The following is a 23,415-nucleotide window of genomic DNA, read 5'->3' as shown; positions in this document are numbered from 1 at the left end:
TGGGGTATGCGTTTACCCGATAACAGATGTTCGAATGCGGTGAAGGAAGAAGAAATGCAGGGTATGCTCATATTCGTATGAGCTGACTATAATGCCGAAGTCTATCGCGCAATAACGATAGTGTTGGAACCAGCGGGGAGGCTGAACCAACACATCAGAGGAGGGAACATGGGTACACAGTACGCACTGCCAATTGAAATGCTGCAAAAATGGGCCACAGATAAACCAAACTCGGTTTATCTGCGACAACCCGTGAACCGGCAGTTCATAGAATTCACCTGGAAGGAGTGTTACGACACCGTCCGGCGTGTGGCTGCTGCGCTCCAGTCAATGGGTTTCCAACCGGGAGACCGGATTGGTATTCTCTCTAAAAACTGCGCTGAATGGTTTTTGGCTGACTTTGCAATTCAGGCCGCTGGTTATATCTCAACACCAATTTATTACACCGCCTCAGCGGATACGATCAGCTACATCATCAATCATGCAGATATCAAAGCGCTGTTTATGGGCAAGCTGGATGACTTTGCGCCGAGCCAGCAGGGTATTCCTGAGAGCGTGGTCAAGATCGCGCTTCCCTATAACACGATAGATTGTGAGCACAGCTGGACGCAGCTGGTCAAAACGAATGATCCGTTGCCAGAAGATAAGCTGGCCAAGCCAGAGCTGGATGAGCTGTTTTCCATTGTTTACACCTCTGGCTCCACCGGGAATCCGAAGGGGGTGGAAGTCACCTGGCGCAATATTGCCTATGGCGCATGGTCTCCAACCCAGTCTTTGGAACTGGGCCGTGAAGAACGCCTGATCTCCTATCTTCCGCTGGCGCATATCACCGAGCGTGCTCTTATTGAGCATGTGAGCCTTTATGCAGGTGTGGTCGTGAGCTTTGTGGAGTCTTTGGACACCTTTGCAGAGGACTTGCGGGCAGCTGAAGTGACCATGTTCATTTCTGTTCCGCGTCTCTGGATGAAATTCCAGTCCAGTATCCTTGCCAAGGTCCCGCAGAAGAAGCTGGACAGGCTTTTGAGCATTCCGATCCTGAGCTGGTATGTGAAGCGGAAGATCCGCGGACAGCTTGGCCTGACCAACGCAAAGCTCATCGGGAGTGGTTCAGCACCAATCTCCAAGGCTGTTCTGGAATGGTACCAGAAGCTGGGCATCAACATTACTGAGGGATGGGGCATGACCGAGACCGCAGGTCTTGCGTCCTCTCACTTCCCATTCCGTGCGGATAAGGTCGGCACAATCGGTACGCCGCTTGCAGGGCTTGAGATCAAGATCACCGATGAAGGTGAGCTTCTCATTCGTGGAGACGCTGTTACCAAGGGATACTACAAGGATCCTGAGCTGACTGCTGAAACCATTGAAGATGGCTGGTTCCATACTGGTGACAAGGTTGAGCAGGATGCAGATGGGTTCTTGCGTATTACGGGCCGTGTGAAGGAAATCTTCAAATCTTCCAAAGGCAAGTACATTGCGCCGGTGCCGATTGAGGCCATGCTGTTTGACAACACGTATGTTGAGCAAGCCTGTGTGATGGGGTCTGATTTGGCACAGCCTGCGGCGGTGGTGTTCCTCTCCAGCGAGATGACCCATGGACTGTCGCGCGAAGAGGTGCGTACCAGCCTTGAAGAGACCTATCACAGCATCAACAGTGCCGTTGAAAGCCATTTGAAACTGAGCTCCATCATTGTCGCAAACGACATGTGGACCATTGAGAATGGTTATCTCACCCCGACCATGAAAATCAAAAGAACACGCCTTGAAGATCGCTATCAAGAGGTGGTGCAAGGTATGCCTGATCGTCCGGTGGTTTGGGAAGATGAATGCGGTGCTGCGGCTGGTGCGCCGGCCTGAAAGACTGACAATGGTTTGGGGTGACGCGGTCACCCCAAACCGGGAATTTTGAGGCGAGGGCCTCTGTTTGAATAAGCCGCGTGAGTGGCAGGGAGAATTTGGAATGAGCAATGAACCGTCCCGTTACGCATCAGTCCTGCGAGATGGGTTGTTTGATGGACAAACAATGATTGTGACTGGGGGAGGCAGTGGCATTGGTCGCTGTATCGCCCACGAACTTGCAGCGTTGGGCGCCCATACCGTTCTCCTTGGCCGCAAGCAGGCAAAGCTTGATGCGGTGGCTGATGAAATTCGTGAGGATGGCGGCGAGGTTTCTACGCACTCGCTGGACATTCGCAATGAAGAGGCTGTTGGTGAAACCGTCGCCAAGATTGTTGCGGAGCGTGGTGTGATCCATGGCCTCGTGAACAATGCGGGCGGGCAGTATCCAAGCCCTGCGGCTTCAATCAAGAAGAAGGGCTTTGACGCGGTTGTCGAGACCAACGTTACAGGCGGCTTTTTGATGGCGCGTGAGGTTTACAATCAGGGTATGCGCAAGAGCAAAGGTGGTGCCATTGTCAACATCGTTGCAGACATGTGGCGCGGTATGCCGGGCATGGCGCACTCTGGTGTGGCACGGGCTGGTATGCAGAACCTAACCATGACGCTGGCTGTTGAATGGGCCGAAGCAGGTGTGCGGGTGAATGCGGTTGCGCCGGGTTGGATCGCGTCTTCCGGCTTTGACACCTACGACGAAAACTTCATCAAAACCATGTTTGCGCGGATGGCGGACAACAACCTCGCGCGTCGTTTGGGCACGGAAGCTGAGGTTGCCTCTCTGGTGAACTTCCTGCTTTCTCCGGGAGCTGCGTTCATGACTGGACAGTGTATTGGCGTGGATGGCGGAGCGCCGCTCTGGACCAACCTAATGCCAGTTGGCGACAATGCGAATATGAAGGAATACCAAGGGTTTCATCGCTATGAGAAGCCTAGGGCCCTTAAAGCTTGGGAGAAAGACAAATGCCCAAGTTAACCTCCTCAGTCGATAGCGGCAGCGCTGCGTTTGCTCAGAACAAAGCCTTCATGGAAGCTCTCATTGAAGAGTTCCGTGGGTATGAGGCAAAGGTTCGGGAAAACTCTGAGAGCAAGCGCGGGAAGTTTGAGAAGCGTGGCCAGTTGTTGCCACGGGATCGTGTGAGCCTGCTGCTGGATCGTGGTTCTCCGTTTATGGAGATTTCCACGCTGGCTGGCCTGAAGATGCATGACGATGACGGCAAGAAGAATGTTGCTGGTGGTGGCTCTATAGCTGGCATTGGCTATGTGGCTGGAAAGCGCTGTCTTGTGGTGGCGACGGATTCTGCGATCAAAGGCGGCTCTATCTCTCCAATGGGATTGAAGAAGACGCTTCGCCTGCAGGAAATTGCCAAGAAACAGAAACTCCCGATTGTTGCGCTGACGGAAAGTGCTGGTGCGAACCTCATGTACCAGTCTGAACTGTTTGTTGAAGGCGGACGGGCGTTTGCCAATCAGGCGCGTATGTCTGCGGCAGGCATTCCGCAGGTGACGGTGGTGCATGGGTCATCGACCGCTGGTGGTGCCTACATGCCGGGGCTGTCGGATTACACTGTTGTGGTGCGTGGCAAGTCGAAGATCTTTCTGGCCGGTCCTCCGCTGCTGAAAGCGGCAACGGGTGAGATTGCGTGCGATGAAGAACTGGGTGGTGCGGAGCTGCATTACAACACAGCTGGCACAGCTGAATACATGGCAGAGGATGATGCGCATGGCGTCGAGACCGCGCGTGAGATTGTTGACCATCTGCCTTGGGATGCGCCGGTCGAGGCGGAAGGTGGCAAACAGCCGTTTTATGATGCCACGGATCTGCTGGGCATCGTGCCTGAGGATGCCAAGAAACCGTATGATGTGCGCGAGATTATTGCTCGCATCACGGACGGCTCTGACTTCCTTGATTTCAAGAAGGAATTTGGCGGAGCCACGGTTTGTGGTCATGCTCGCATTGATGGGCAGGCTGTTGGCATTTTGGGCAATAACGGCCCGATTGATCCGCAAGGTGCGGTGAAGGCGGCGCAATTTATTCAGCTTTGCTGCCAAAGCAATACGCCGCTGCTGTTCCTGATGAACACCACTGGCTATCTGGTGGGCCGGGATGCGGAGACAGGCGGGATCGTCAAGCATGGGTCCAAGATGATCCAGGCGGTTGCCAATGCGACGGTGCCGAAAGTGACCATTGTGGTTGGTGGTGCCTGGGGTGCTGGTAACTACGGCATGTGTGGCCGTGGGTTTGATCCTGATTTCATCTTCTCGTGGCCATCGGCCAAAGTTGGTGTGATGGGGCCGGAGCAGGCGGCGACGGTGATGAAGATCATCACTGAAGAGAAGTTTGCGAAGATGGGACAAGAGATTCCAGATGGCATGACTGACCAGATGGCACAGAAGATCGTTGACCAGATGTCACCAGAGACCACAGCGCTGTTTGCGACGGCGCGGCTTTGGGATGATGGGATCATTGATCCGAGAGACACGCGCCGCGTTGTCTCATTGGCCCTATCTGTTTGTGCAGATGCCAGGAAACGTCAGCTTAATCCAACAGCATTTGGGGTCGCGCGCGGCTAGGCAGAGCAGCGCTATTCGGCTCTTTGAGTCCAGTTCAACATGAGGGTTTCACGATGGAATATACTGAAGAACATCGGAAAATGAAAAGTGCGGTGGTCAAGTTCGTCGAGGCCGAAATCAATCCGCATGTGCCGGAATGGGAAGAGGCAGGAATCTTTCCAGCTCATGAGCTTTTCAAGAAAATGGGTGATCTCGGTTTTCTTGGTGTCAACAAGCCAGAAGAGTATGGCGGGATGGGCCTTGATTACTCCTATCAGGCCATGACCATTGAAGCGCTGGGCGCATGTGCCTGTGGTGGTGTGCCCATGGCAATTGGCGTGCAAACCGACATGGCGACCCCGGCGCTCTCCCGCTTTGGATCTGATGAGCTGCGCAAGGAGTTTTTGACCCCTGCGATTGCTGGTGACATGGTGGCCTGTGTTGGCGTTTCTGAAGCCCATGCCGGGTCTGATGTGGCGAACATCAAGAGTAATGCGGTGAAAGATGGTGATGATTATATCATCAACGGCTCCAAGATGTGGATCACCAACTCCACGCAGGCGGACTATATGTGCATGCTGGTGAACACCAGTGAGGGGCATAAGCACCAGAACAAATCGCTGATTGTTGTGCCGATGGACAGTGCTGGCATCACCAAGTCGGATCGTCTGAACAAGCTTGGTCAGCGCTCTTCTGATACGGCGCAGATCTTCTTTGATGACGTGCGTGTTCCTCAGCGCAATCTGATTGGCACTGAGGGTGCTGGTTTCATGTACCAGATGCTGCAGTTCCAGGAAGAGCGCCTGTGGTGTGCCTTATCGCTTGTTGATGGCATGGACCGCATCATTCAGCTGACGGAAGATTATTGCCGTGAGCGTTCAGCCTTCAACCAGAGCATTCTGGATTTTCAAGTGGTGCACTTCCGCCTTGGTGAATTGCGCACTGAAGTGGAGCTGTTGCGTGCGCTTTCTGAGAAGTGCGTTGAATCCATGGTGCGTGGTGAGAACGTGACGCGCCTTGCTTCCATGGCGAAGCTGAAGGCGGGCCGTTTGTCTCGTGAGCTTGCGGATTCCTGTCTGCAGTTCTGGGGTGGCATGGGTTACATGTGGGACAGCCCTGTGAGCCAGTTCCTGCGGGATAGTCGCCTGACGTCCATTGGTGGCGGTGCAGATGAAGTGATGCTTTCCATCATCTCCAAGCTGGATGGCACTTTGCCAAACCCAAAGAAGAACCGTGCAATGCAGAAGGAAGCGGCTGAATAAGCTGCTTTCGCAAGCCTGACTATCTTGGCACTGTGAAGGGAATTTTCGATGTTTGATAGCGTCCTGGTCGCCAATCGGGGGGAGATTGCTCGCCGAGTGTTCCGCACTGCGCGGCAAAAGGGCTATCGGAGTATTGCTGTTTATTCCGAGGCTGATGCAATGGCTCCTCATGTTGAAGATGCTGATATTGCAGCGTGTATTGGCGGGGCAACACCAGCAGACTCCTACCTGAATATTGAAGCTATATTGGAAGCGGCCCGTAAAACCGGCGCACAGGCTGTGCATCCGGGATATGGGTTTCTGGCAGAAAACGCGGAGTTTGCGTGCGCTTGTGCGGATGCTGGACTGGTCTTCATTGGTCCGCCTGCGGAAGCGATTGAGTTGATGGGCTCCAAGCGGCTTTCCAAACTGCGGATGATTGAGGCGGGCGTGCCGTGTGTGTCGGGGTATTCTGGCGCAGATCAGTCTACGGAGACATTGGCTGCAGAAGCGGCGTGTATTGGCGTGCCGTTGATGATCAAGGCGTCAGCTGGTGGCGGTGGGCGCGGTTTGCGTTTGGTTGAAGACCTGAGTGGGCTTGAAGACAAGCTGGCGGCTGCGGCTTCAGAAGCTGAAAATGCTTTTGGCAATGGCGAGCTCATCCTTGAGAAGGCGGTGATCAATCCGCGTCATGTCGAGATTCAGGTGTTTGCTGATAATCATGGCAGCGTGGTGCATCTGGGGGAGCGGGACTGTTCTGTGCAGCGTCGCCACCAAAAGGTGATTGAGGAAGCACCGGGGCCGTCGGTTACGCCGGAAATCCGCGAGGCAATGGGGCAGGCTGCTGTTGATGCGGCGCGGGCCATTGGCTATCGCGGGGCTGGAACCGTTGAGTTTTTGTTGGCTGTTGATGGCAGTTTCTACTTTATGGAGATGAACACCCGTTTGCAGGTGGAGCATCCGGTGACGGAGGAAATTACCGGGCAGGATCTGGTTGCGTGGCAACTGGATGTTGCCGCTGGAAAGCCTTTGCCGTTGAGCCAGGAGGATATTTCCTTCAGTGGTCACGCCATGGAGTTGCGTCTCTATGCAGAAGATGCGGACGCTGGCTTTTTGCCACAAACGGGGACTGTGCTGGCCTGGAATGGCAATGATCTTTCCGTGCGCGTTGATAGTGCCATTGAGCAGGGCAGCGAGATTTCATCCTACTACGATCCAATGATTGCCAAGTTGATTGCACATGGCAGTGATCGGGATGAAGCACGGCGTAAGCTGTTGCGCGGGCTGGATGAGTTGGTTTTGCAAGGTCTGGTTCACAATGGCTCCTTTCTGAAGAGTGTGTTGCAGGATGATGTGTTTGCAGCTGGCAAGGCTACGACGGCGTTTCTTAATGATCGTGAACTTGGCTCTGTTGCAGCAGATGTAACGCGAGAGCTTATGCGGGATCTTTCCGTGTGTTTGTTTGCTCGCAGCAAAGGCCAAAGCCGCTGGACGACAGCGACACCTTTGCCCGTGAGGATCAAGCTGGATGGTGAGGAAGTCTCTGTGCGGGAGGACCTGCGGGTTCTTACAGGTGAAGATCGCGGCAGCATTGTTTTTGAAGCGGACGGCGTTCGTCGCTCTGCCTTTGTGAGTGAAGCGCCTGAAGGGGGGCTTTGGATCTCGTTGGAAGGGCAGACGCAGTTCTTCGAAGAGCAGAGTTTCAGCTCCAAGAAAGAAGATAATTCGGCTGCATCCAGCTCGATTATTGCACCGATGCCGGGTGCTGTTGTTGCTTTGAAAACAGAGCAGGGTGCGCAGGTCTTCAAAGGAGATGTGCTGCTGGTTCTGGAAGCGATGAAGATGCAGCACGAGCTGACGGCACCGCGTGATGGTGTTGTTGCTGAACTTGGGACGCAGGAAGGTGCACAAGTGAACAGCCGCGATGTGCTGGTTCGTCTGGAAGAAGAGACCGCCTGAGATCTTCTGCCAGTGATTTTGTGCCAATGATTTTGTGAATGACCCGCAGGTTTTGCGGAGGAGAATATGATGAGTTTGAGTCTTCCTGACTTCGGATTGAAGCGCAAGTCCACCATGTTCAACGAGGAGCATGAGGCTTTTCGTGATGTGCTTTCCCGTTTCATTGCCAAGGAGATCACTCCTTATGTCGCCCAATGGGATGAAGCCAACGAGTTTCCTCGTGAGCTTTACAAAAAGGCGGCGGATGTTGGGCTGCTCGGCATCATGTTTCCTGAGGAGTATGGCGGGACGGGTATCGATTATCCGTTGTCTTATCTCTCCGCCGTTGAGCTTGGACGTGCGGGGAGTGGAGGCATCAATGCAGGCTTGATGAGCCACACCATTGGCACGCCGCCAATTGCGCACCTTGGGTCTGATGAGTTGAAGGCACGGGTGATCCCGTCAGTTTTGGCAGGCGAGAAGATTTCGGCGCTTGCGATTACTGAGCCGGGTGGTGGATCAGATGTGCAGAACCTGAAGACGGTTGCCCGCCGTGAGAATGGTCATTACGTTTTGAATGGTGAGAAGACTTTCATCACCTCCGGTATGCGTGCAGACTACTACACAGTTGCTGTGCGGACTGGTGATACGGGCATGGGTGGCATTTCGCTGATGCTGGTTGAAAAGGGTATGGAAGGTTTTACTCAGACGCCGTTGCACAAGATGGGATGGTGGGCCTCTGACACCGCTACGCTGCATTTCGACAATGTGAAGGTGCCGGTGGAGAACCTGATTGGCGGAGAGAATGCCGGGTTCATGGGCATCATGATGAATTTCAACAACGAGCGCCTGTTCCTCGCCTCTGCCTGTTACGGGCATATGCTGGGTGTTTTTGAAGAGGCACTTGACTGGGCGAAGCAGCGTGAGACGTTTGGCAAGCCGCTCATTTATCGTCAGGTCATTCGGCACAAGTTTGTCGATATGGCGATGAAGATGCAGGCAGTTCGGGCTGTGCTGGAAGAGCTGGCGCAGCGGTTGCAGCTGGGAGAAAGCCCGATCACCGAGATCTGTATGGCGAAGAACCTTGCAACAAGCACACTGGAATATGTGGCCAATGAGTGTCTGCAAATCCTTGGTGGTGCAGGTTACATGCGCGGAACCAAGGTTGAGCGCATTTACCGTGAGACCAAGGTGATGACGATTGGTGGCGGTTCTTCAGAGATCATGAAGGATCTGGCCAGTCGGCAAATGGGTATCTAAGTGTTTTGTTTTGAATGAAAAAGCCCCGCTTTTGAGCGGGGCTTTTGTGTTTTATACGGTCTCTTTGGAGACTGACTGTGCCATCTCATTTGGCGTTACGCCGGAGATGCCCAGTTCTCCAAGGAGACTGTCGACCAGTGGGGCCTGAGAGCGGTATCTCAGGGCTGAGTTGACCAACTGATCGGATAGACCGGCAGACCCTTCTGCTGGTGTTCCGTTTGCTGCTGGTGCTGCACCACCCAGACCATCGACCTGAAGGATTTTGATCTCGTTGATGTTCTCCATTGGCTTCACGCTCTCGCTGATGACCTGTGGCAGAGCTTCGATCAGAGCCAGTTTGACCTGCATATTGATCTGCTCAGGTGACAGGAGGTTGGATGCCTCGTTTAGGATACGCTGACCTTCTGCTTCTACTGCGAGGCGCAGTTTGTCAGCTTCAGCACGGGTCGTGACGGCATCTGCTTCCGCGTTTGCTGCAATACGGATCTGATCCGCATCACCGCCTGCTTTCAGACGAACAGCTTCTGCATGGTCTTCCGCAGCTTGCTTTTCTGCTTCCGCACCAACTGTAACGGCGATTGCGGAGCGTTCTGCATCCTGAGCTGCCTGAACCAGATCGACCTGCTTGTGACGTTCTGCTACTTCGATCTCACGCGCTGTGATGACCTGTTCTTCTGCCTTGATCGCAATAGCGCGGGCTTCGTTTGCTGCAGCATCGGCAGTTGAAAGCGCTTTGGATTTTTCAGAGACTGCAATTGAGCGGTCCTGTTGGGTCAGCTCAAGAACCTTCTCTTTTTCAATGCGCGTTTCTTCCAGTGCGCGGTCCTTGAGAATTTCCTGCTCTTTGACCTGACGCTCGGATGCGATTGCTGACTGGCGGATTTCCAGCTTCGAGGTGATATCTGCCTGCTCTGCATCACGGCGACGTTCTGCCTGTTCCGTGGCAATCAATGCTTGCTGCTTGGCTTTGCGAATTTCCAGATCGCGCTGCTGTTCCAGTGAAGCGTATTCTTCCTCACGAGCGATTTCGAGCTTTTGCTGCTCAGCTTCGAGGTTTTTGCGGCGGATCAGGACTTCTGTATCCTGCTCAATGTCGTTGCGCTTTCTGCGGCGCTCTTCAATTTCTTGCGTGAGCTTGGTCAGACCTTCTGCATCAAATGCGTTGTTTGGATTGAAGTATTCCATGCGAGTCTGGTCAAGGCCGGTCAGGGAGACTGATTCCAGCTCAAGGCCGTTTTTCAGCAGATCTTCGGAGACAGCTGCCTGTACCTTTTGAACGAAGGAAACGCGCTGTTCGTGCAGTTCTTCCATTGCCATTTCAGCAGCCACGGCGCGCAGAGCATCGACGAACTTGCCTTCAATGAGGTGCTTCAGGTCTTCCGGACGCATGGTACGAGTGCCGAGGGTTTGTGCGGCATTGGCAATGGATTCGATGGTTGGCTGAGCACGCAGGTAGAACTCGGCCACCACGTCGACGCGCATGCGGTCTCGGGTGATAAGGGCTGCTTCATCGGCTCTGCGCACTTCAAGGCGCAAGGTGTTCATATTCACTTGAATGATGTCATGAAGGACTGGCAAGACGATTGCGCCGCCGTTCATGATGACTTTCTGACCGCCAAAACCAGTCCGTACAAACGCAACTTCTTTTGAAGAGCGGGTGTAGAGGCGGGAGAAGACAATGCCGATTGCGAGAAGGGCAATAAGGACAACGGCTGCCAGGACGAGCATCTCAGTCAGTCCAGTGGCTGACTCCAAGGCGGAGTTTTGATTTTCTGTAAACATATTGGGCCTCAAATTGAGAGATTAATCTGCAAGCGTGTCTGGGCGAGGTGATAAATTTTTGTGTGGGTTCGCAATTGCTGTGAAAAGGGAGCCTTTTAAGCCGACAAGCAAGACTTCGTCTCCCTGCATTAATGTGATGTCTGGCTGGTCTGGAATGACCTGCACGTAATGTCGTGTGCCAAAATTATCCGTAACGCGGGCTTCTGCCTGCAAAGCCATGGTCGCATTGCCAAGTGTCAGGACTGCAACTTCGCCCACCAAATTGTTTCGTGAGCGTGCGTCTGTCTCTTCCTTGGGCATGATGCGGCCAATGGCATGACCAGTTGTGGCGGTGAACCAGAAGCTGACAATCACCGTCGGGATGAGCGCCATCCAGAAGGGGATTGATGAGCCTATGACAGATGCAGCGGTGTACTGTATCAGCACACCTATGATGCCGAAGCTGGTAAGCAGGATGATCAGCAAGACGATGAACGGGACCTTGCCCACGGCCAGCCATGCCAGGAACCCGTCGACGGGGCCAAGGCCGACCGCGTCTACCGAGACGTCTGCATCCATATCGACATCCGCATCGATATCCAGATCCGGCAATACATCATCGACCAGACCGGAAAGAGATAGCCCGAACACCATGCCGACAACTTCGAGCAGCGCCAGAGCGAGCATGACAAAAATGGCGAGCGTGAAGAGATAGGTCTCGCTTGAAAAAAGTAGTTGTGCCAATTCATCCCCCAATGAACACTATGATTGCCGGTTGCTGTTATTCCAGTTCAGCTTCCAGCGCAGCAAGGCGCTCTTCTACGCGGTGGTCGCGGGTCATCTGATCCAGCTTTGCGAGCTTTGCATCGTCGGCCATACTTCCTGAGTTCGCGACACCCGGTACTCCTGTAGCCGCTTTCATTGCGCGATCAAATGCAGAGTTGGCATTGTCAACGGCTGTATTGAGCTTGTGATCGCTGCCTCCATCTGCTGTTGCGCTTTGTGATGTTGCAGCATTTTTTTGCGCAATGTAAGCGTCCAGTTGGTCTGCCATTTCGCGCTTGCGGCCCTGAAGAGCGAGGATGGAGTTGTTGAGCTCCTGTTCTTCATCACCAGCGTCGGCAATTGTCTTTTCCAGAACTGGAATTTGAGCTTCCAGATCCATCTGACGGGCAACAGCCGCGCGGGCTAGATCCTTCTCGCCAGCGCGCAGGGCAATGGCGGTTTTCTCGGAGAGTTCTTCGTGAGACTTGTTGGTCTCTGCGAGCCGCTGGCTTGCTACGTGCTTTTTGACGGCTGCTTTGCCAAGAGCGTCGCGGACGTCTTCAACAGCGTTGTCGAGTTCACGAATGGCCTGTTTCATCACCATGTCAGGTGCAGTGCTTTCGACGGCATCTACAATGGAGTTGGCAGTTCCGGAAACCAGACGACCGACGCGAGATAAAAGAGATTCAGACATTGAGTCCTCCAGTATTACTTCGAGTTTAAACGGTTGCGCAAAAGTTCGGTGGAGCTGCGCATATCATCGACAAGCTCTTTGAAGAGTTCCGGATTTTGCAGGCGTGGATTCCGTCTCAATCCGGCCTGAAGCACCAGCTCAATGAGCTCAAAAAAATCTTCTGTAACTGCGGCTTCTGCGTCCTTCAGATCTGTTTCGCCAGCTTTGCCAGCCAGCTCCCCTAAAAGAAGCGGAAGGCGATCAGTCAGTAACCGCAGAACGTCAGACTGACGGTCACTCTGATCCAGCATGTCGCTTGCTGGTTTTACCAGTTTCCGCGCTGCAAATGTGTGCGTACCATCGCCCAGTGATGCGAAGCTACTTTCCGGTGCGGCTATGAGCGCCCGGATTTTATCACTTGGCGTTTTGGCTTCCGGAAAGTTCAACCGGGCCAAGCGCTCCGATTCCTCTTGCGTTAATCGCACGCTTAGCGAAATGGATCTTGATGGCATGTAGCACCTTTGCATTACAAATGTAGTTCTAATGTAATTGCAATTTATGATTGTTCAAGAGGGTAAGCTAAAGTTTTTTGGATTTGCAGAAAATGACACTGACCAAAATGCGAGTATTTAGTTGGTTTTTTGGTGAATGAACTCTGAGGTCTCACAGCAGCTGTTTGGATTGGTCTTCTTCAGGAAGGATGATGTTGGATAAGGTGAGATTTCAAAATGGCGAACTCGCGTGAGGATAGATGTGATTGCGGCCCGGCAAGTGAACATGGGACAGGCGAGTTTGGTGATGCTGTTTGGGATGAACCGGAACGCCTGCATGTGCGCAAGAGTTTGATCCCGGAGGGGGATAACACTGCCTTTGAGCGGATCATGGGTGTTTCTGACATCTTCCCGATCAACTACCTCAGCCGTGGGGTCGTGGCTGCGCGGTCTATCTGCAAGGTTCAGCTTTATCGGGGTGGACGTATTCCGGCAGGGGCTGGGTCTGGCTTTATGGTTGGGCCGAACCTGCTTCTGACCAATAATCATGTGATCCGGTCGCGGCAATCAGCAGCGCAGGCCTCGGCTATCTTTCAATATGAGATGGATGAGGATTTTTCGCTTGGGCGGTCGGCAGAGTTCTCGATCACGGATGAGATCTTCTTTACCAGCACGAGTAACAATCTGGATTTCAGTTTCGTCTCTGTTGAAGAGGGGAATAAAGAGGCCCGGTCACTCTCTGACTTTGGTTCTTTGAAGCTGTTGCCTCAATCTGGCAAGGCGGTGAAAGGTGAGTCTGTTTCAATCATTCATCATCCCAATGGCGGGTTGAAGAGTCTTTCTCTTCGCAACAGCCAAATCCTGAGTGTTCATGACCACTTCATAACTTACTCAAGTGATACCCTGCCTGGGTCTTCGGGTGCGCCGGTGCTGAATGACCAATGGTTGCCGGTGGCATTGCACCACCGCAGTATTTCTCATCCATCCAACAGAAACCGCTGGATTGCGAACCGCGGTATCCGGATCAGCGCTATTTTAGCCTACCTGAAGCTGCATGCGTCAAAGCGCAACACCGACGCATTGAGGATTACTGAACGTCTTGGTTTGTAATTAAGCAGCAATATCAGTGCACTAACCAAAGTGTTATGTTGATATACGTAGTTCAAAGTGACTAATGGGCATAACGTATATATCAATCCTCTTTTTTCAGAATGCTGCTAGATAAGCGTCCATAAATAGAAGAATAAATCTACATGATAGATCGATGCAAAGCTCCGGCGTTATAAGCAAAACAATTTTAGGACTTCTGGGAAGCGTACTCTTTGGTGGCGCGGCTGTTGCACAAGTGTGCCCAACCGCAGACACGATGAAAACCGGAATGGTCCTCATAAACAGCAGTATTCCCGTACGTTTGTTTGTTCGACTTGAAGAGGACGGACAGGTTACAGAGCTGCATTTGAATGAGCGATATGTGGTGGTGCGTGACCAGATACATGTTCATGAGAAGGGTTTGTTCCTTTCCTATGAACGAGGGGCTCACATTAATCGGACTTACGTGCCAGATACACCGTTTGCTGAGTTCTTTCCGCTGGAAGTTGGTAAGATCTGGACAGCATCCATTGATGTGTTCGAGAACGAAGATCTTGTACGCAGGGACGTGCCCTACAAGTTTTCCGTTGGTGAGCCTGACCGCTTACAGGTTGGCAGTTGCGCCTACGATGTACTTGATGTGACGCTTGAAACCGTTAGCGCAGAGGGTGAGGATATTGTTACCAAATATGCCTACAGCCCTGAGCTTGGGACCATCCTTAGAGGGGAAGGCAAGCATCTTTGGACATCCGAAAACGATGTGATGCGGTTTGATGAGCTGCGCGTTGTCCGCAACAAGCTGGTGCAATAAGCAAAAGGGGAGACCAAAGCCTCCCCCTGAAGAAGTTTAAGCCAGCACTTCGCGGCTGATCAGTTCCTTCATGATTTCTGAGGTCCCGCCGTAGATGCGCTGAACGCGGGCGTCTACGAAGGCGCGGGAAACGCCGTATTCTCTCATATAACCGTAGCCGCCGTGGAGCTGGAGGCAGCCGTCTACAACACGGCCCTGCATTTCCGTTGTGCCGAGTTTGGCCATGCTGACGGTTGTGTTGTCGAGCTTGCCTTCCAGGAACAGGCGGCAGCATTCGTCAACGAACGCGCGGTGGGTGCGGACGTCGGTTGCCATTTCTGCCATTTTGAAGCGGGTGTTCTGAAGGGTAGCAACAGGGCGACCGAAGGCCTGACGTTCTTTGACGTAGTCAGCCGTCATTGCCAGTACGCCTTCCGCACCTGCAACAGCGCCAACAGCGAGGGTAAGTCGTTCGCGTGGGAGCTCGTTCATCATGATGTGGAAGCCAGCATCCATTCTGCCGAGGCAAGCGCTGGCTGGGACGCGGAGGTCCTCAAAGAAGAGCTCGGATGTGTCTGAGGAATGCAGACCGATCTTGTCGAGGTTCTGACCGCGTTTGAAGCCCGGGTTGTCAGCTTCAACGAGGAAAAGGCTGGTTCCCTTGGAGCCGGAGACGTCCAGATTTGTGCGAGCCACAACGATCACAATATCTGCATGCTGGCCGTTGGTGATGAAGATTTTGCTGCCGTTGATGATGTAATCATCGCCGTCTTTGCGTGCGATTGTGCGGATGCCCTGAAGGTCAGAACCTGCTGCAGGTTCAGTCATCGCGATGGCGCCGACGCACTCGCCTGTTACCATTTTTGGCAGGTACTTTTGCTTCTGCTCTTCACTGCCGTGATTGAGGATATAAGGGGCAACAATGTCGGAATGCACGCTGAGAGAAACGCCCAGACCAGAACAGTTGGCGCGGGTGAACTCTTCAATGATGACCATGGAGAACAGGAAGTTGGTGCCGAACCCGCCATATGCTTCCGGGGTGTCTACAGAGAGCAGGCCTTGCTCGCCCATCTTGTTCCAGATGTCACGCGGGAAGATATCTGCCTTCTCCCATTCGTCGTAGTGCGGGAGAATCTCTGCTTCGATGAACCGCTTTACATTATCGCGAAAAAGCTCAAGTTCACCTTTCAGGTCTTCGTCAATCATATCCATCCCTTTGTATTTCAAGCAGAAACGACGCTTTCCCAAATTCATCTCCCAACAGCGATTTAGGGTCGTTTCTTTACGTATACGGCAAGCCTAAGGGAGGTGATCAATCTGCGCAACTGGCGATGAGTATTAGGCGATTGGCATAATTGCTGCCGGTTGTGACTTGACTCTCCAAAATCGACTTATATATTAGAGAAAACTAAATTAGAAAACATACATTTTGATCATGGTATCGCGCATGCCCTGGTTAGTTTCTCCATCAACCGAACTTTCCTCTGCAGGGGAAAGAACGAGTATAAAACATGACTGAGTTTACCCCATATGCCTCGTTAGCCGGAGGCGTTTTAATCGGTTTGTCTACTGTCATCCTGTTGCTCGCCAATGGGCGGATTGCGGGGATTAGCGGTATTTATAGCCGTTTGTTTGAAACAGGTACGCTTGCCAATGGCAAGTCGGCCTGGGTGCATGGTGAGAAGGGCTGGCAACTGTCGTTTGTTGTTGGGATCGTTCTTGCGCCTCTGCTGCTGATGGCAGGGGGATTTGAGATTGAGCAGGTGTTTACAGGAGACCTGACGCTGATTGCGATTGCAGGGGCTCTTGTTGGCTTTGGCTCGGTGTTTGGAAGCGGATGCACGAGTGGGCATGGTGTTTGTGGTTTATCGCGCCTGTCTGTTCGTTCGCTGGCTGCGACGATCACCTTTATGTCGGTCGGCATTGCTGTTGTGTTCGTCCTTCGCCACGTGGTGGGGGGATAACATGCAACGGATCATCGCTGGTTTTTTGGCTGGCCTGACGTTTGGGGCGGGGCTGGTTGTTGCGGGAATGAGCAATCCTTTGAAGGTGCAAAACTTCCTTGATGTGTTTGGAAATTGGGATCCAAGTCTCGCCTTTGTGATGGGTGGCGCCATTCTGGTGGCTTTTCCGTTTTTCCGTCTAGCGCGCTTTCTACCGCGTCCGTTTGTGGCGGATGACTTTCGGATTCCAACGTTTCAGCAGATCGATAAACGGTTGATTTTTGGGTCAGCTACATTTGGTGCGGGATGGGGATTAATCGGTCTGTGTCCGGGTCCTGCACTGGTTTCAGTTTCATTGCTGTCGCCTCAGGCGATTGTGTTTGTTTTATGCATGACGGCGGGGATGCTGGTCGCGAGACTGGTTGCCAGCCTCTCAATGCGAAGAGCGTTGAAAGAGGCCTGATCTGTCATGTGTTTCATTGATAAATCATGGATTTAGGTGGGAGAAGGTTATGAGCAGCTATCCTGTGCAGATGGATCAGAAAGTGGAGATCAAGGATTTCTTTGATCCGGTGTCGAACACCATCACTTATGTGGTGACAGACCCGGAAACAAAGGCATGTGCGGTCATCGACAGTGTGATGGATATCGACTATCCGGCAGGGCGCATCAGCTTTGAGCATGCCGATGAAATCATTGCGTACATCCGCGAGAATGATCTGAAGCTGGAATGGCTGCTCGAAACCCATGTGCATGCGGACCACCTGTCTGCTGCGCCGTATATTCAGCAGAAACTGGGTGGCAAGATTGGCATTGGTGAGCAGGTGACAGTTGTTCAGGGCGTGTTTGGTAAAGTGTTTAATGCAGGCACTGAGTTTGCACGCGATGGCAGCCAGTTCGACAAGCTGTTTCAGGACGGGGATACCTACCAGATCGGGAATTTGAAAGCCTTTGCGATGCATACGCCGGGGCATACACCAGCGTGCATGGTGCATGTGATTGGTGATGCGGCGTTTGCGGGGGATACGTTGTTTATGCCGGATAGCGGCACTGCGCGTGCTGACTTCCCGGGCGGGGACGCATCTGTGCTGTATGCTTCCATCCATAAAGTGTTGAGTTTGCCTGACGAAATGCGTTTGTTCATGTGCCATGACTATGGTGCAAATGGGCGTGAGATTTTGTTTGAAACAACCGTTGCAGCTGAGAAAGCGGAAAACATTCACGTAGGTAATAGTACTAGTCGTGAAAAGTTCGTCGAAATGCGCGAAGCTCGGGATGCAACGCTTGATGTGCCTAACCTGATTGTGCCGAGCATTCAGGTGAATATGAGAGCCGGTCGTTTGCCTGAGGCAGAAAACGAAACCGGTCAAACCTATTTGAAAGTGCCAGTCAATGTTCTCTAATCTACTTCAGAAAATTTCAGGTGGCGGTGGTGGCCAGCTGCGTGCGCGTCAACTTGCCGAGGACTACTGGGTTGCCGGGCAGCTCTATCCTGAGGACATGGAGAAGGCACGTGAGCAGGGTTTCCGGTCTATCGTCTGTAACCGACCGGATGATGAAGCACCGAACCAGCCGACTTATCTGGAGGTTTCTGGAGCAGCTGAAGAGCAGGGTCTGGAGCACATTTACATTCCAATCGGACCGGGGACAGATTTTGCTGAAGCGGGTCAGGAACTGATTGATTTTCTGGCGGAAGCGCCTAGGCCTGTTTTGGCGTATTGTCGGAGTGGGAACCGGTCTACCATGTTGTGGCGCTCTATCAATATGTAAGCGTTGCCAAACAGTTAGATTTTATGATGCCAGTGAGGGAGACCTTGCTGGCATTTTTCGTTTGTGGGTGGGTTTTAGGTTGTCGAGAGGGGATAAACCTCAGACGTTGAGGGCGATGACGCCCAGTGCGATGAGCGTGATGATGGTGGCTGTGATGCGTACGCCGAGGTAGTTTCGCGATGTGATTTCCAGGTTCTGCAAATAGAAATCAACAAACAGCATGCCCGAGAAGAGGATGATAAGTCCGAGAATGAAGATGATTGGAGCGGTAAACAGGAACAGGCACCAGCCGGATAGTGCGACAAAGTTGCTCCATAACAGCAGCCATGCGCGCCTTGGGTGAGGAGCGATGAAGAACATGCCCCATTGGCTTCCCGCCATGAAGGAGAGGATGACAAGGGCATATAAACTGACTGCGATGACAGTTGCGCCCACCAGTGGCAGAAATGAGTAACCCACTGATAAACCTATGGCTCCGGCGATGAACGGAATGGTTCCGGCCAGAGCAAGGCACGCGTAGAGCAGGGGCAGTTCTCGATTCATCAGGTTTCAGTCCAGCTCATTTCTACTCCTGATAAAGGCTAGCGGCTAAGGCTGAAGGTAGTCCTGATACGAAGTTGCTCTTTTGAATGAACTGCTCAATACCTTAAGGGCACAACCAGACGGTCATAACCAGCGAAGGTGCCCGCCATGCAGCAAGAGATACTCACCACAGCCAGACTGATTGCAGAGGAGGCTGGTGCTTATGCTCTTGAGGTCTTTCATGACCGCGACAAGCTGCAGATTGGCAGCAAAGGCTTGTTGGATTACGTGAGTGAAGCGGACTGTGAAGTTGAGCGGCGCATCAAGCAGGCGTTGAGTGACGCCTTCCCGGAACATGGTTTCAAGGGGGAAGAAACAGGCGGTGAGCTGCAACCGCCGTGCTGGGTGATTGACCCGATTGATGGGACGACCAATTACCTTTACGGGCGGCCAGACTTTTGTATTTCCATGGCTTTTGTTGATGAGCAGGGACCAGCGGTTGCTGTTATCCATGCGCCTTTTCACCGCCGTACGATTTATGCGGCGCGGGGGATAGGGGCGTTTGAGGATGGCAAGAGATTGCGACCCAGACAGGCCTGTGACCATGAGCTGGTGGTGAACTTGTGCTTTAACTACAAGCAGGAGAATAATCTCGATTTCCTCAACAAGGCCAATCGGCTGGTGTTAGGGCAGCATCAAATCCGTATTTGCGGGTCTGCGGCGTGGGCGTTGTGTCAGGCGGCGACGGGACAGGTGGATGGCGCCTACAATGGCTGCGTGAACAGCTGGGATGTGCTGGGCGGCCAACTCATTTGCGCTGAGGCTGGTCTTGAAGTTGCGCCTTACGTTTATGAGCAGGGCAGCGTCTACGCCTATCCGAAGGGCTCTGTGCTCTCAGATATTCTGGTTCCCTACCTTTAGGCGAGGGCATCTGAAGCGGGGATATCTGCTTTGCGTTGTTTTGTGCGTTCGTTTGCGTTGAATGCGTTTTTTCTGCGTTGCTCGGGGTTTCTGGTCCTGTGGTAGACGGGCAGCCCGTTTTGCTGGCCGTCCGAAAAGTTATTCCCCTCACTCTGCGCTGCGCTAGGTTGGTTTGATCGCTGCTTTCCGGCGATGTTCTTTTTGCATCATGTAAAGGGCGGAGAAGATGATGACCGCTGCACCGATGAGGGTGAAGGTGTCTGGCAGCTCGGAGAAGAGGACAAGCCCGAGCAGGGCGGCGTAGAGCAGGGCGACATACTGGATTGTGCCGATTATGCTGGCTTCACCCAGTCTCAGGGCTTTGATGATGGTCCACTGGCCTATGGTGGCGGTAAGACCCATGGTTGCGAGCAGGAGCGAGCCGTAAAGGTCTGGTGTCTTCCAAAGCCAGAACATGGGAAGGCCGGACATGAAGCCAATAAATATTGCTTGATAGGCCAGCAATGTGGCTGTGGATTCTGTTTGTGAAAGCTTGCGTACACATATGAGAGCAACGGCAGCACCCAATGCGCCCAAAATCGGAATGAGAGTGTAGAGGCTGGCAAAGCCGTCGAGACCGGGACGCATAACAACGAGTACTCCACTGAAGCCCGAAAGGATGCCGAAGATGCGGGTTCTTGTGAGGGCTTCTCCTAAGAAAAATGCAGCGAGGAGTGCCACGAAAAAAGCCTTCGCAAAACTGAGGGTCGTTGCCGTTGTGAGTGGGAGAACGGTGACCGCCCAAATCCCAGAGGAGAGTGCAATGAATGAACCTGTCAGACGGAAGGCGTGTTGGAGCGGGTTCTTTGTTTTAAATCCGTGTGGGAAACTATGCAAAAGCACTGGCAATGCTGAGATGAAGACAAAGCACTGACGAAAAAACAATATTTGCAGGATGTGATAGTCTGTGGCTGCGATCTTTGCCAGTGCGGTTGTGAGCACGAACAACGCGGTTGCCAGCAGTGCCCAAAGGGCACCTTTGATGTTGTTTGATATGGGAGGCTGGCCAGTCTGCTTGTGTGAATAATATGGGGGCAACCTATCAAATTTTATCACAAAGTAAATTCATCAGCTTGTCGTAGTTTGTTCATTCCTGCCTTTTTCATAGCAAGAGGGGCTATGCATCTAATGAGCTTGCAGCATGCTCCCAGACTGACCGGGAGCATGCATATTGTGGTGGTTACTTGTTCAGGAACGGGCGTAGTTTGCCGGCCAGTTCTTCTGGGTTGTTGAAGTGCGGGAAGTGGGCGGCTTCTTCTATGCGTTCCAGTTTTGCGTTTGGGATCGCGTCCTCATAGATTTCGGAGACTGCGAGTGGCTGGAAGTCTTTGTCGCCATGGATGATCAGCGTGTCAGCGGTGATGTTGCCCATATGTTTGCTCCAGTCATGGCGTCTGCCAAGGCCGAAGAACTGAGCGCGGGTGTACCAGCTGCCGAAGAGATCCTGTGAGATTGGCGGGGCACCTTTGATGGTGTCACCTGTGGCCTTGATGAAGTATGGCAGGAAGTCTGCATCTAACTGCTGCAGGCTGGCTTCATCTTCTTTGAAGACCTGACCGAGATCCAGATAACGACGCTGCCATTTGTCGTAGGCTTTGTGGTCCCGCTCTGGCAGGAGCTCACGAACGTTCTCAAACAAGCCTTTGTTGCCAGAGGGGAAGATGAGCAGGTCTGCCGGATTGAGCAAGACGAGCTTATCGACATTCTCAGGGAACTCGGCGGCATAGAGGGAGGCGAGCAGGGCGCCGTAGGAGTGGCCCATGAGGATGAGCTTGTCATCGCCCAGCAGTTTGCGGATGCGTTCAATATCTGCCAGTTGCTGAGAGATGCCGAGGGTGCTTTCCAGCAGCTGGATCTTTGTCCATGTGCTGTCTTCTGCCGGGAAGCGGTCGAAGGGGCGTGTGGAGCGGCCTACACCGCGCTGGTCGTAGTAGTTGACGCGGTACTCGTCAGAGAGCAGGTCAAAACCCGGAGCGCTTGCCATGGTTGGAATGCCGGGTCCACCATGGATGAAGAGGATGTTGCGGCCTTCGCCGGTTGAGAAGTGTTTCAGCTTCACATCTGGTGCGACTTCCCAGAAGTCGTCGGAGATGCCGACGGGGGTCAGGTCTGCGCGCTGGGCAACGGTGCCCGGCTTGAACATGGGTTGTTGCATCATCCACCAGACAACAGCGCCACCGATAGCAAACAGCAAGCCAACCAGAACAACGAGTAACAGAAGCATCTTTTTGCCACTTACCCTCATAAAATCACTCCTTCATTGCAGCGGAGCCCAATGAATCATATGTGCACCCATCCGGTCTATAGCGAAGAGAACGTGCACGCTCAAATTTGTAGTATCAGGACTGTACTCAATTGAATTTGCACGTGCTTCGCAATTCTTGCGGAATTTGGCTCATGAATGGGTTTTGTAGCTTTTGTTCCGAAATCAGACTTTGTCTGACATATTCATGCGTCAATCGCGTTTGGAATGACCTGAAATTACATTTTCTTGCGCTTGCCTACGAAAAATCTCGTATTTCGCTTGCGATCTCTGGTTGAAGCGTGTTTTCTAATTCGCGTGAATGTTTCTTGTTCACTTCATTACACCAGTCGAGCGTCCTTTTTGATTTTCCGGTGACTGCTCAGACTTCTCATAGTGTTTGGGGCAGACGATTTTATGGCGCTTCTACGCCGTAGAGTATCCTGTCTCTCGTATATTTCCCGGGGGGGCTATGACGCTTCTATCTTCCATTACTAAATTGGCGACAGCTGCAGCTATTGTTGGCGGCGCGGCGCTGTTTTCTGGTCAGGCTTTGGCGCAGGACCTTAAGTTCTTTACCATTGGCACAGGCGGTACAGCTTACACCTACTACCCGGTTGGCGGCATGATCGCCAATGCGATCTCCAATCCTCCGGGCTCTCGTGCCTGTGATGCTGGTGGGTCTTGCGGTGTACCGGGTTTGATTGCTTCTGCTGTTTCTTCCCGTGGTTCCGTTGATAATGTGAATGCGATCAACTCCGGCCTGCGTAACTCTGGTTTCGCACAGTCTGACGTTGCTTACTGGGCGTTTTCCGGTACTGGTACCATGGAAGGCAAAGAGCCGATGAAGGATCTGCGCTCCATCGCAGCGTTGTTCCCAGAGCATATTCATCTAATTGCAAAAGCTGACAGCGGCATCAACTCTGTTGCTGACCTGAAGGGCAAGCGCGTGTCTCTGGATGAGCCGGGTTCTGGCACATACACGGATGCGAACCTGATCCTTGCAGCTTATGGCCTTTCCACCTCTGACATCACTGCTGAAGCGCTGAAGGGTTCTGCTGCGGCGGAAGCTCTGCGTAACGGCAAGGTTGATGCGTTCTTCGTGGTTGCTGGTTTCCCAACCGGTGCTGTGGTTGAGCTGGCGTCTGCTGAAGACATCAAGATCGTTCCGATCACTGGTCCGGAAGCTGAAAGTCTGGTTGAGAAATACGGCTTCTTTGCAAGCTCCGACATTCCATCTGGTGCCTATCAGGGTGTTGATGCAACAACCACTTTGACCGTTGGTGCACAGTGGATCACCAGCGCGAAAGAAGAGGACGAACTGATCTACAACATCACCAAAGCGATGTGGAACGACAAGACCCGCAAGCTGCTGGATGTTGGCCATTCCAAAGGCAAAACCATCACCATGGAAACTGCAACGGACGGTCTTGGTGTGCCGCTGCATCCGGGTGCCGAGCGTTTCTACAAAGAAGCTGGTCTGATCAAGTAAGGTTTGGTCACCTTTGATGATTTTGCGGTGCCCGG

At 52.9% G+C, this 23,415-nt stretch carries 22 protein-coding genes; 14 read left to right on the top strand and 8 right to left on the bottom strand.

What is annotated here, in order from left to right:
* The first annotated feature begins 168 nt into the window (after positions 1 to 168).
* From PsAD5_RS25020 to PsAD5_RS24995, 6 genes are all read left to right on the top strand, one after another.
* The gene (locus PsAD5_RS25020; RefSeq protein ID WP_063294080.1) at positions 169 to 1,854 is read left to right on the top strand and encodes an AMP-binding protein; all 1,686 of its coding nucleotides are present in this window, start codon (positions 169 to 171) and stop codon (positions 1,852 to 1,854) included.
* 103 nt (positions 1,855 to 1,957) lie between these two features.
* On the top strand, positions 1,958 to 2,866 hold the full coding sequence (locus tag PsAD5_RS25015) for an SDR family oxidoreductase (RefSeq protein ID WP_063294079.1): 909 nt from the start codon (positions 1,958 to 1,960) through the stop codon (positions 2,864 to 2,866).
* Complete coding sequence (locus PsAD5_RS25010; RefSeq protein WP_063294078.1) at positions 2,854 to 4,464, top strand: acyl-CoA carboxylase subunit beta; 1,611 nt, start codon at positions 2,854 to 2,856, stop codon at positions 4,462 to 4,464. Before PsAD5_RS25015 ends, PsAD5_RS25010 begins: the two co-directional genes overlap by 13 nt.
* Positions 4,465 to 4,517: 53 nt before the next feature.
* The gene (locus PsAD5_RS25005; protein WP_063294077.1) at positions 4,518 to 5,705 is read left to right on the top strand and encodes an acyl-CoA dehydrogenase family protein; all 1,188 of its coding nucleotides are present in this window, start codon (positions 4,518 to 4,520) and stop codon (positions 5,703 to 5,705) included.
* Between the two features lie 48 nt (positions 5,706 to 5,753).
* A complete protein-coding gene (locus tag PsAD5_RS25000; RefSeq protein WP_063294076.1) occupies positions 5,754 to 7,643 on the top strand; it encodes an acetyl/propionyl/methylcrotonyl-CoA carboxylase subunit alpha in 1,890 nt (629 codons plus the stop codon).
* Between the two features lie 66 nt (positions 7,644 to 7,709).
* Positions 7,710 to 8,882 carry an acyl-CoA dehydrogenase family protein gene (locus tag PsAD5_RS24995; protein WP_082826963.1) on the top strand — a complete coding sequence of 391 codons (1,173 nt, stop codon included), beginning with the start codon at positions 7,710 to 7,712 and terminating at the stop codon, positions 8,880 to 8,882.
* Positions 8,883 to 8,933: 51 nt separating this feature from the next.
* On the opposite strand, the gene PsAD5_RS24990 is transcribed toward PsAD5_RS24995, so the two are convergent.
* The 4 genes from PsAD5_RS24990 to PsAD5_RS24975 are packed head-to-tail and all read right to left on the bottom strand — an operon-like array spanning position 8,934 to position 12,536.
* Positions 8,934 to 10,664: a flotillin family protein gene (locus tag PsAD5_RS24990; RefSeq protein ID WP_084406043.1), complete on the bottom strand. Its 1,731-nt coding sequence runs from the start codon at positions 10,662 to 10,664 to the stop codon at positions 8,934 to 8,936.
* Positions 10,665 to 10,685: 21 nt separating this feature from the next.
* The gene (locus PsAD5_RS24985; RefSeq protein ID WP_063294075.1) at positions 10,686 to 11,387 is read right to left on the bottom strand and encodes an OB-fold-containig protein; all 702 of its coding nucleotides are present in this window, start codon (positions 11,385 to 11,387) and stop codon (positions 10,686 to 10,688) included.
* A 37-nt stretch (positions 11,388 to 11,424) separates the two neighbouring features.
* Positions 11,425 to 12,102, bottom strand: coding sequence for a PspA/IM30 family protein (locus PsAD5_RS24980; RefSeq protein WP_063294074.1), 678 nt, complete (start codon positions 12,100 to 12,102; stop codon positions 11,425 to 11,427).
* Between the two features lie 14 nt (positions 12,103 to 12,116).
* Positions 12,117 to 12,536, bottom strand: a complete 420-nt coding sequence (locus tag PsAD5_RS24975) for a hypothetical protein (RefSeq protein ID WP_208980616.1) — start codon at positions 12,534 to 12,536, stop codon at positions 12,117 to 12,119.
* Positions 12,537 to 12,809: 273 nt separating this feature from the next.
* Here PsAD5_RS24975 and PsAD5_RS24970 point away from each other — a divergent pair, with 273 nt between their 5' ends.
* Both PsAD5_RS24970 and PsAD5_RS24965 read left to right on the top strand, forming a co-directional pair.
* Entirely contained in the window at positions 12,810 to 13,682 is an 873-nt protein-coding gene (locus PsAD5_RS24970; RefSeq protein WP_063294073.1) for a trypsin-like serine peptidase, read from the top strand.
* A 154-nt stretch (positions 13,683 to 13,836) separates the two neighbouring features.
* Complete coding sequence (locus PsAD5_RS24965) at positions 13,837 to 14,472, top strand: hypothetical protein (RefSeq protein WP_063294072.1); 636 nt, start codon at positions 13,837 to 13,839, stop codon at positions 14,470 to 14,472.
* 36 nt (positions 14,473 to 14,508) lie between these two features.
* On the opposite strand, the gene PsAD5_RS24960 is transcribed toward PsAD5_RS24965, so the two are convergent.
* Positions 14,509 to 15,657 (bottom strand): acyl-CoA dehydrogenase family protein, encoded by a 1,149-nt coding sequence (locus PsAD5_RS24960; RefSeq protein WP_057461282.1) that lies wholly within the window; start codon positions 15,655 to 15,657, stop codon positions 14,509 to 14,511.
* Between the two features lie 305 nt (positions 15,658 to 15,962).
* Here PsAD5_RS24960 and PsAD5_RS24955 point away from each other — a divergent pair, with 305 nt between their 5' ends.
* Genes PsAD5_RS24955 through PsAD5_RS24940 form a run of 4 tightly spaced genes read left to right on the top strand, consistent with a single transcriptional unit; the run spans position 15,963 to position 18,164 of the window.
* Positions 15,963 to 16,415, top strand: a complete 453-nt coding sequence (locus tag PsAD5_RS24955) for a YeeE/YedE family protein (RefSeq protein WP_057461234.1) — start codon at positions 15,963 to 15,965, stop codon at positions 16,413 to 16,415.
* Position 16,416: 1 nt separating this feature from the next.
* Positions 16,417 to 16,857 carry a DUF6691 family protein gene (locus tag PsAD5_RS24950; protein WP_063294071.1) on the top strand — a complete coding sequence of 147 codons (441 nt, stop codon included), beginning with the start codon at positions 16,417 to 16,419 and terminating at the stop codon, positions 16,855 to 16,857.
* A gap of 49 nt (positions 16,858 to 16,906) precedes the next feature.
* Entirely contained in the window at positions 16,907 to 17,797 is an 891-nt protein-coding gene (locus PsAD5_RS24945; RefSeq protein ID WP_084406042.1) for an MBL fold metallo-hydrolase, read from the top strand.
* Positions 17,787 to 18,164 (top strand): TIGR01244 family sulfur transferase, encoded by a 378-nt coding sequence (locus PsAD5_RS24940; protein ID WP_057461236.1) that lies wholly within the window; start codon positions 17,787 to 17,789, stop codon positions 18,162 to 18,164. Before PsAD5_RS24945 ends, PsAD5_RS24940 begins: the two co-directional genes overlap by 11 nt.
* 99 nt (positions 18,165 to 18,263) lie before the next feature.
* Here PsAD5_RS24940 and PsAD5_RS24935 read toward each other — a convergent pair whose 3' ends face one another.
* Complete coding sequence (locus tag PsAD5_RS24935; protein WP_082826966.1) at positions 18,264 to 18,707, bottom strand: DUF3429 domain-containing protein; 444 nt, start codon at positions 18,705 to 18,707, stop codon at positions 18,264 to 18,266.
* 147 nt (positions 18,708 to 18,854) lie between these two features.
* On the opposite strand from PsAD5_RS24935, the gene PsAD5_RS24930 reads away from it, so the two are divergent.
* The gene (locus PsAD5_RS24930; protein ID WP_063294070.1) at positions 18,855 to 19,607 is read left to right on the top strand and encodes an inositol monophosphatase family protein; all 753 of its coding nucleotides are present in this window, start codon (positions 18,855 to 18,857) and stop codon (positions 19,605 to 19,607) included.
* Positions 19,608 to 19,769: 162 nt separating this feature from the next.
* Here the strand turns inward: PsAD5_RS24930 and PsAD5_RS24925 are convergent, their stop codons facing one another.
* Together PsAD5_RS24925 and PsAD5_RS24920 are read right to left on the bottom strand one after the other, a co-directional pair.
* On the bottom strand, positions 19,770 to 20,702 hold the full coding sequence (locus PsAD5_RS24925; RefSeq protein ID WP_208988809.1) for a DMT family transporter: 933 nt from the start codon (positions 20,700 to 20,702) through the stop codon (positions 19,770 to 19,772).
* Between the two features lie 124 nt (positions 20,703 to 20,826).
* Positions 20,827 to 21,891: an alpha/beta fold hydrolase gene (locus PsAD5_RS24920; protein ID WP_063294069.1), complete on the bottom strand. Its 1,065-nt coding sequence runs from the start codon at positions 21,889 to 21,891 to the stop codon at positions 20,827 to 20,829.
* Positions 21,892 to 22,360: 469 nt separating this feature from the next.
* Between PsAD5_RS24920 and PsAD5_RS24915 the strand changes: the two genes are divergently transcribed.
* A complete protein-coding gene (locus PsAD5_RS24915) occupies positions 22,361 to 23,380 on the top strand; it encodes a TAXI family TRAP transporter solute-binding subunit (protein WP_063294068.1) in 1,020 nt (339 codons plus the stop codon).
* Positions 23,381 to 23,415: the final 35 nt, after the last annotated feature.

Origin of the sequence: Pseudovibrio sp. Ad5, assembly GCF_001623095.1 — a bacterium.
Lineage (GTDB): Bacteria > Pseudomonadota > Alphaproteobacteria > Rhizobiales > Stappiaceae > Pseudovibrio.
The sequence above is the reverse complement of the archived record's forward strand: the minus strand, read 5'-3'. Positions and strand labels throughout refer to the sequence as shown.

Excerpts from the sequence above, each read along its gene's own strand:
- PsAD5_RS24945 (WP_084406042.1), top strand. The coding sequence starts at position 16,907 with ATGAGCAGCTATCCTGTGCAGATGGATCAGAAAGTGGAGATCAAGGAT.
- PsAD5_RS24995 (WP_082826963.1), top strand. The coding sequence starts at position 7,710 with ATGATGAGTTTGAGTCTTCCTGACTTCGGATTGAAGCGCAAGTCCACC.
- PsAD5_RS24920 (WP_063294069.1), bottom strand. The coding sequence starts at position 21,891 with ATGAGGGTAAGTGGCAAAAAGATGCTTCTGTTACTCGTTGTTCTGGTT.
- PsAD5_RS25015 (WP_063294079.1), top strand. The coding sequence starts at position 1,958 with ATGAGCAATGAACCGTCCCGTTACGCATCAGTCCTGCGAGATGGGTTG.
- PsAD5_RS24955 (WP_057461234.1), top strand. The coding sequence starts at position 15,963 with ATGACTGAGTTTACCCCATATGCCTCGTTAGCCGGAGGCGTTTTAATC.
- PsAD5_RS24965 (WP_063294072.1), top strand. The coding sequence starts at position 13,837 with ATGCAAAGCTCCGGCGTTATAAGCAAAACAATTTTAGGACTTCTGGGA.
- PsAD5_RS24915 (WP_063294068.1), top strand. The coding sequence starts at position 22,361 with ATGACGCTTCTATCTTCCATTACTAAATTGGCGACAGCTGCAGCTATT.
- PsAD5_RS24970 (WP_063294073.1), top strand. The coding sequence starts at position 12,810 with ATGGCGAACTCGCGTGAGGATAGATGTGATTGCGGCCCGGCAAGTGAA.
- PsAD5_RS25010 (WP_063294078.1), top strand. The coding sequence starts at position 2,854 with ATGCCCAAGTTAACCTCCTCAGTCGATAGCGGCAGCGCTGCGTTTGCT.
- PsAD5_RS25020 (WP_063294080.1), top strand. The coding sequence starts at position 169 with ATGGGTACACAGTACGCACTGCCAATTGAAATGCTGCAAAAATGGGCC.
- PsAD5_RS24940 (WP_057461236.1), top strand. The coding sequence starts at position 17,787 with ATGTTCTCTAATCTACTTCAGAAAATTTCAGGTGGCGGTGGTGGCCAG.
- PsAD5_RS24930 (WP_063294070.1), top strand. The coding sequence starts at position 18,855 with ATGCAGCAAGAGATACTCACCACAGCCAGACTGATTGCAGAGGAGGCT.
- PsAD5_RS25000 (WP_063294076.1), top strand. The coding sequence starts at position 5,754 with ATGTTTGATAGCGTCCTGGTCGCCAATCGGGGGGAGATTGCTCGCCGA.
- PsAD5_RS24980 (WP_063294074.1), bottom strand. The coding sequence starts at position 12,102 with ATGTCTGAATCTCTTTTATCTCGCGTCGGTCGTCTGGTTTCCGGAACT.
- PsAD5_RS24935 (WP_082826966.1), bottom strand. The coding sequence starts at position 18,707 with ATGAATCGAGAACTGCCCCTGCTCTACGCGTGCCTTGCTCTGGCCGGA.
- PsAD5_RS24950 (WP_063294071.1), top strand. The coding sequence starts at position 16,417 with ATGCAACGGATCATCGCTGGTTTTTTGGCTGGCCTGACGTTTGGGGCG.
- PsAD5_RS24990 (WP_084406043.1), bottom strand. The coding sequence starts at position 10,664 with ATGTTTACAGAAAATCAAAACTCCGCCTTGGAGTCAGCCACTGGACTG.
- PsAD5_RS25005 (WP_063294077.1), top strand. The coding sequence starts at position 4,518 with ATGGAATATACTGAAGAACATCGGAAAATGAAAAGTGCGGTGGTCAAG.
- PsAD5_RS24960 (WP_057461282.1), bottom strand. The coding sequence starts at position 15,657 with ATGATTGACGAAGACCTGAAAGGTGAACTTGAGCTTTTTCGCGATAAT.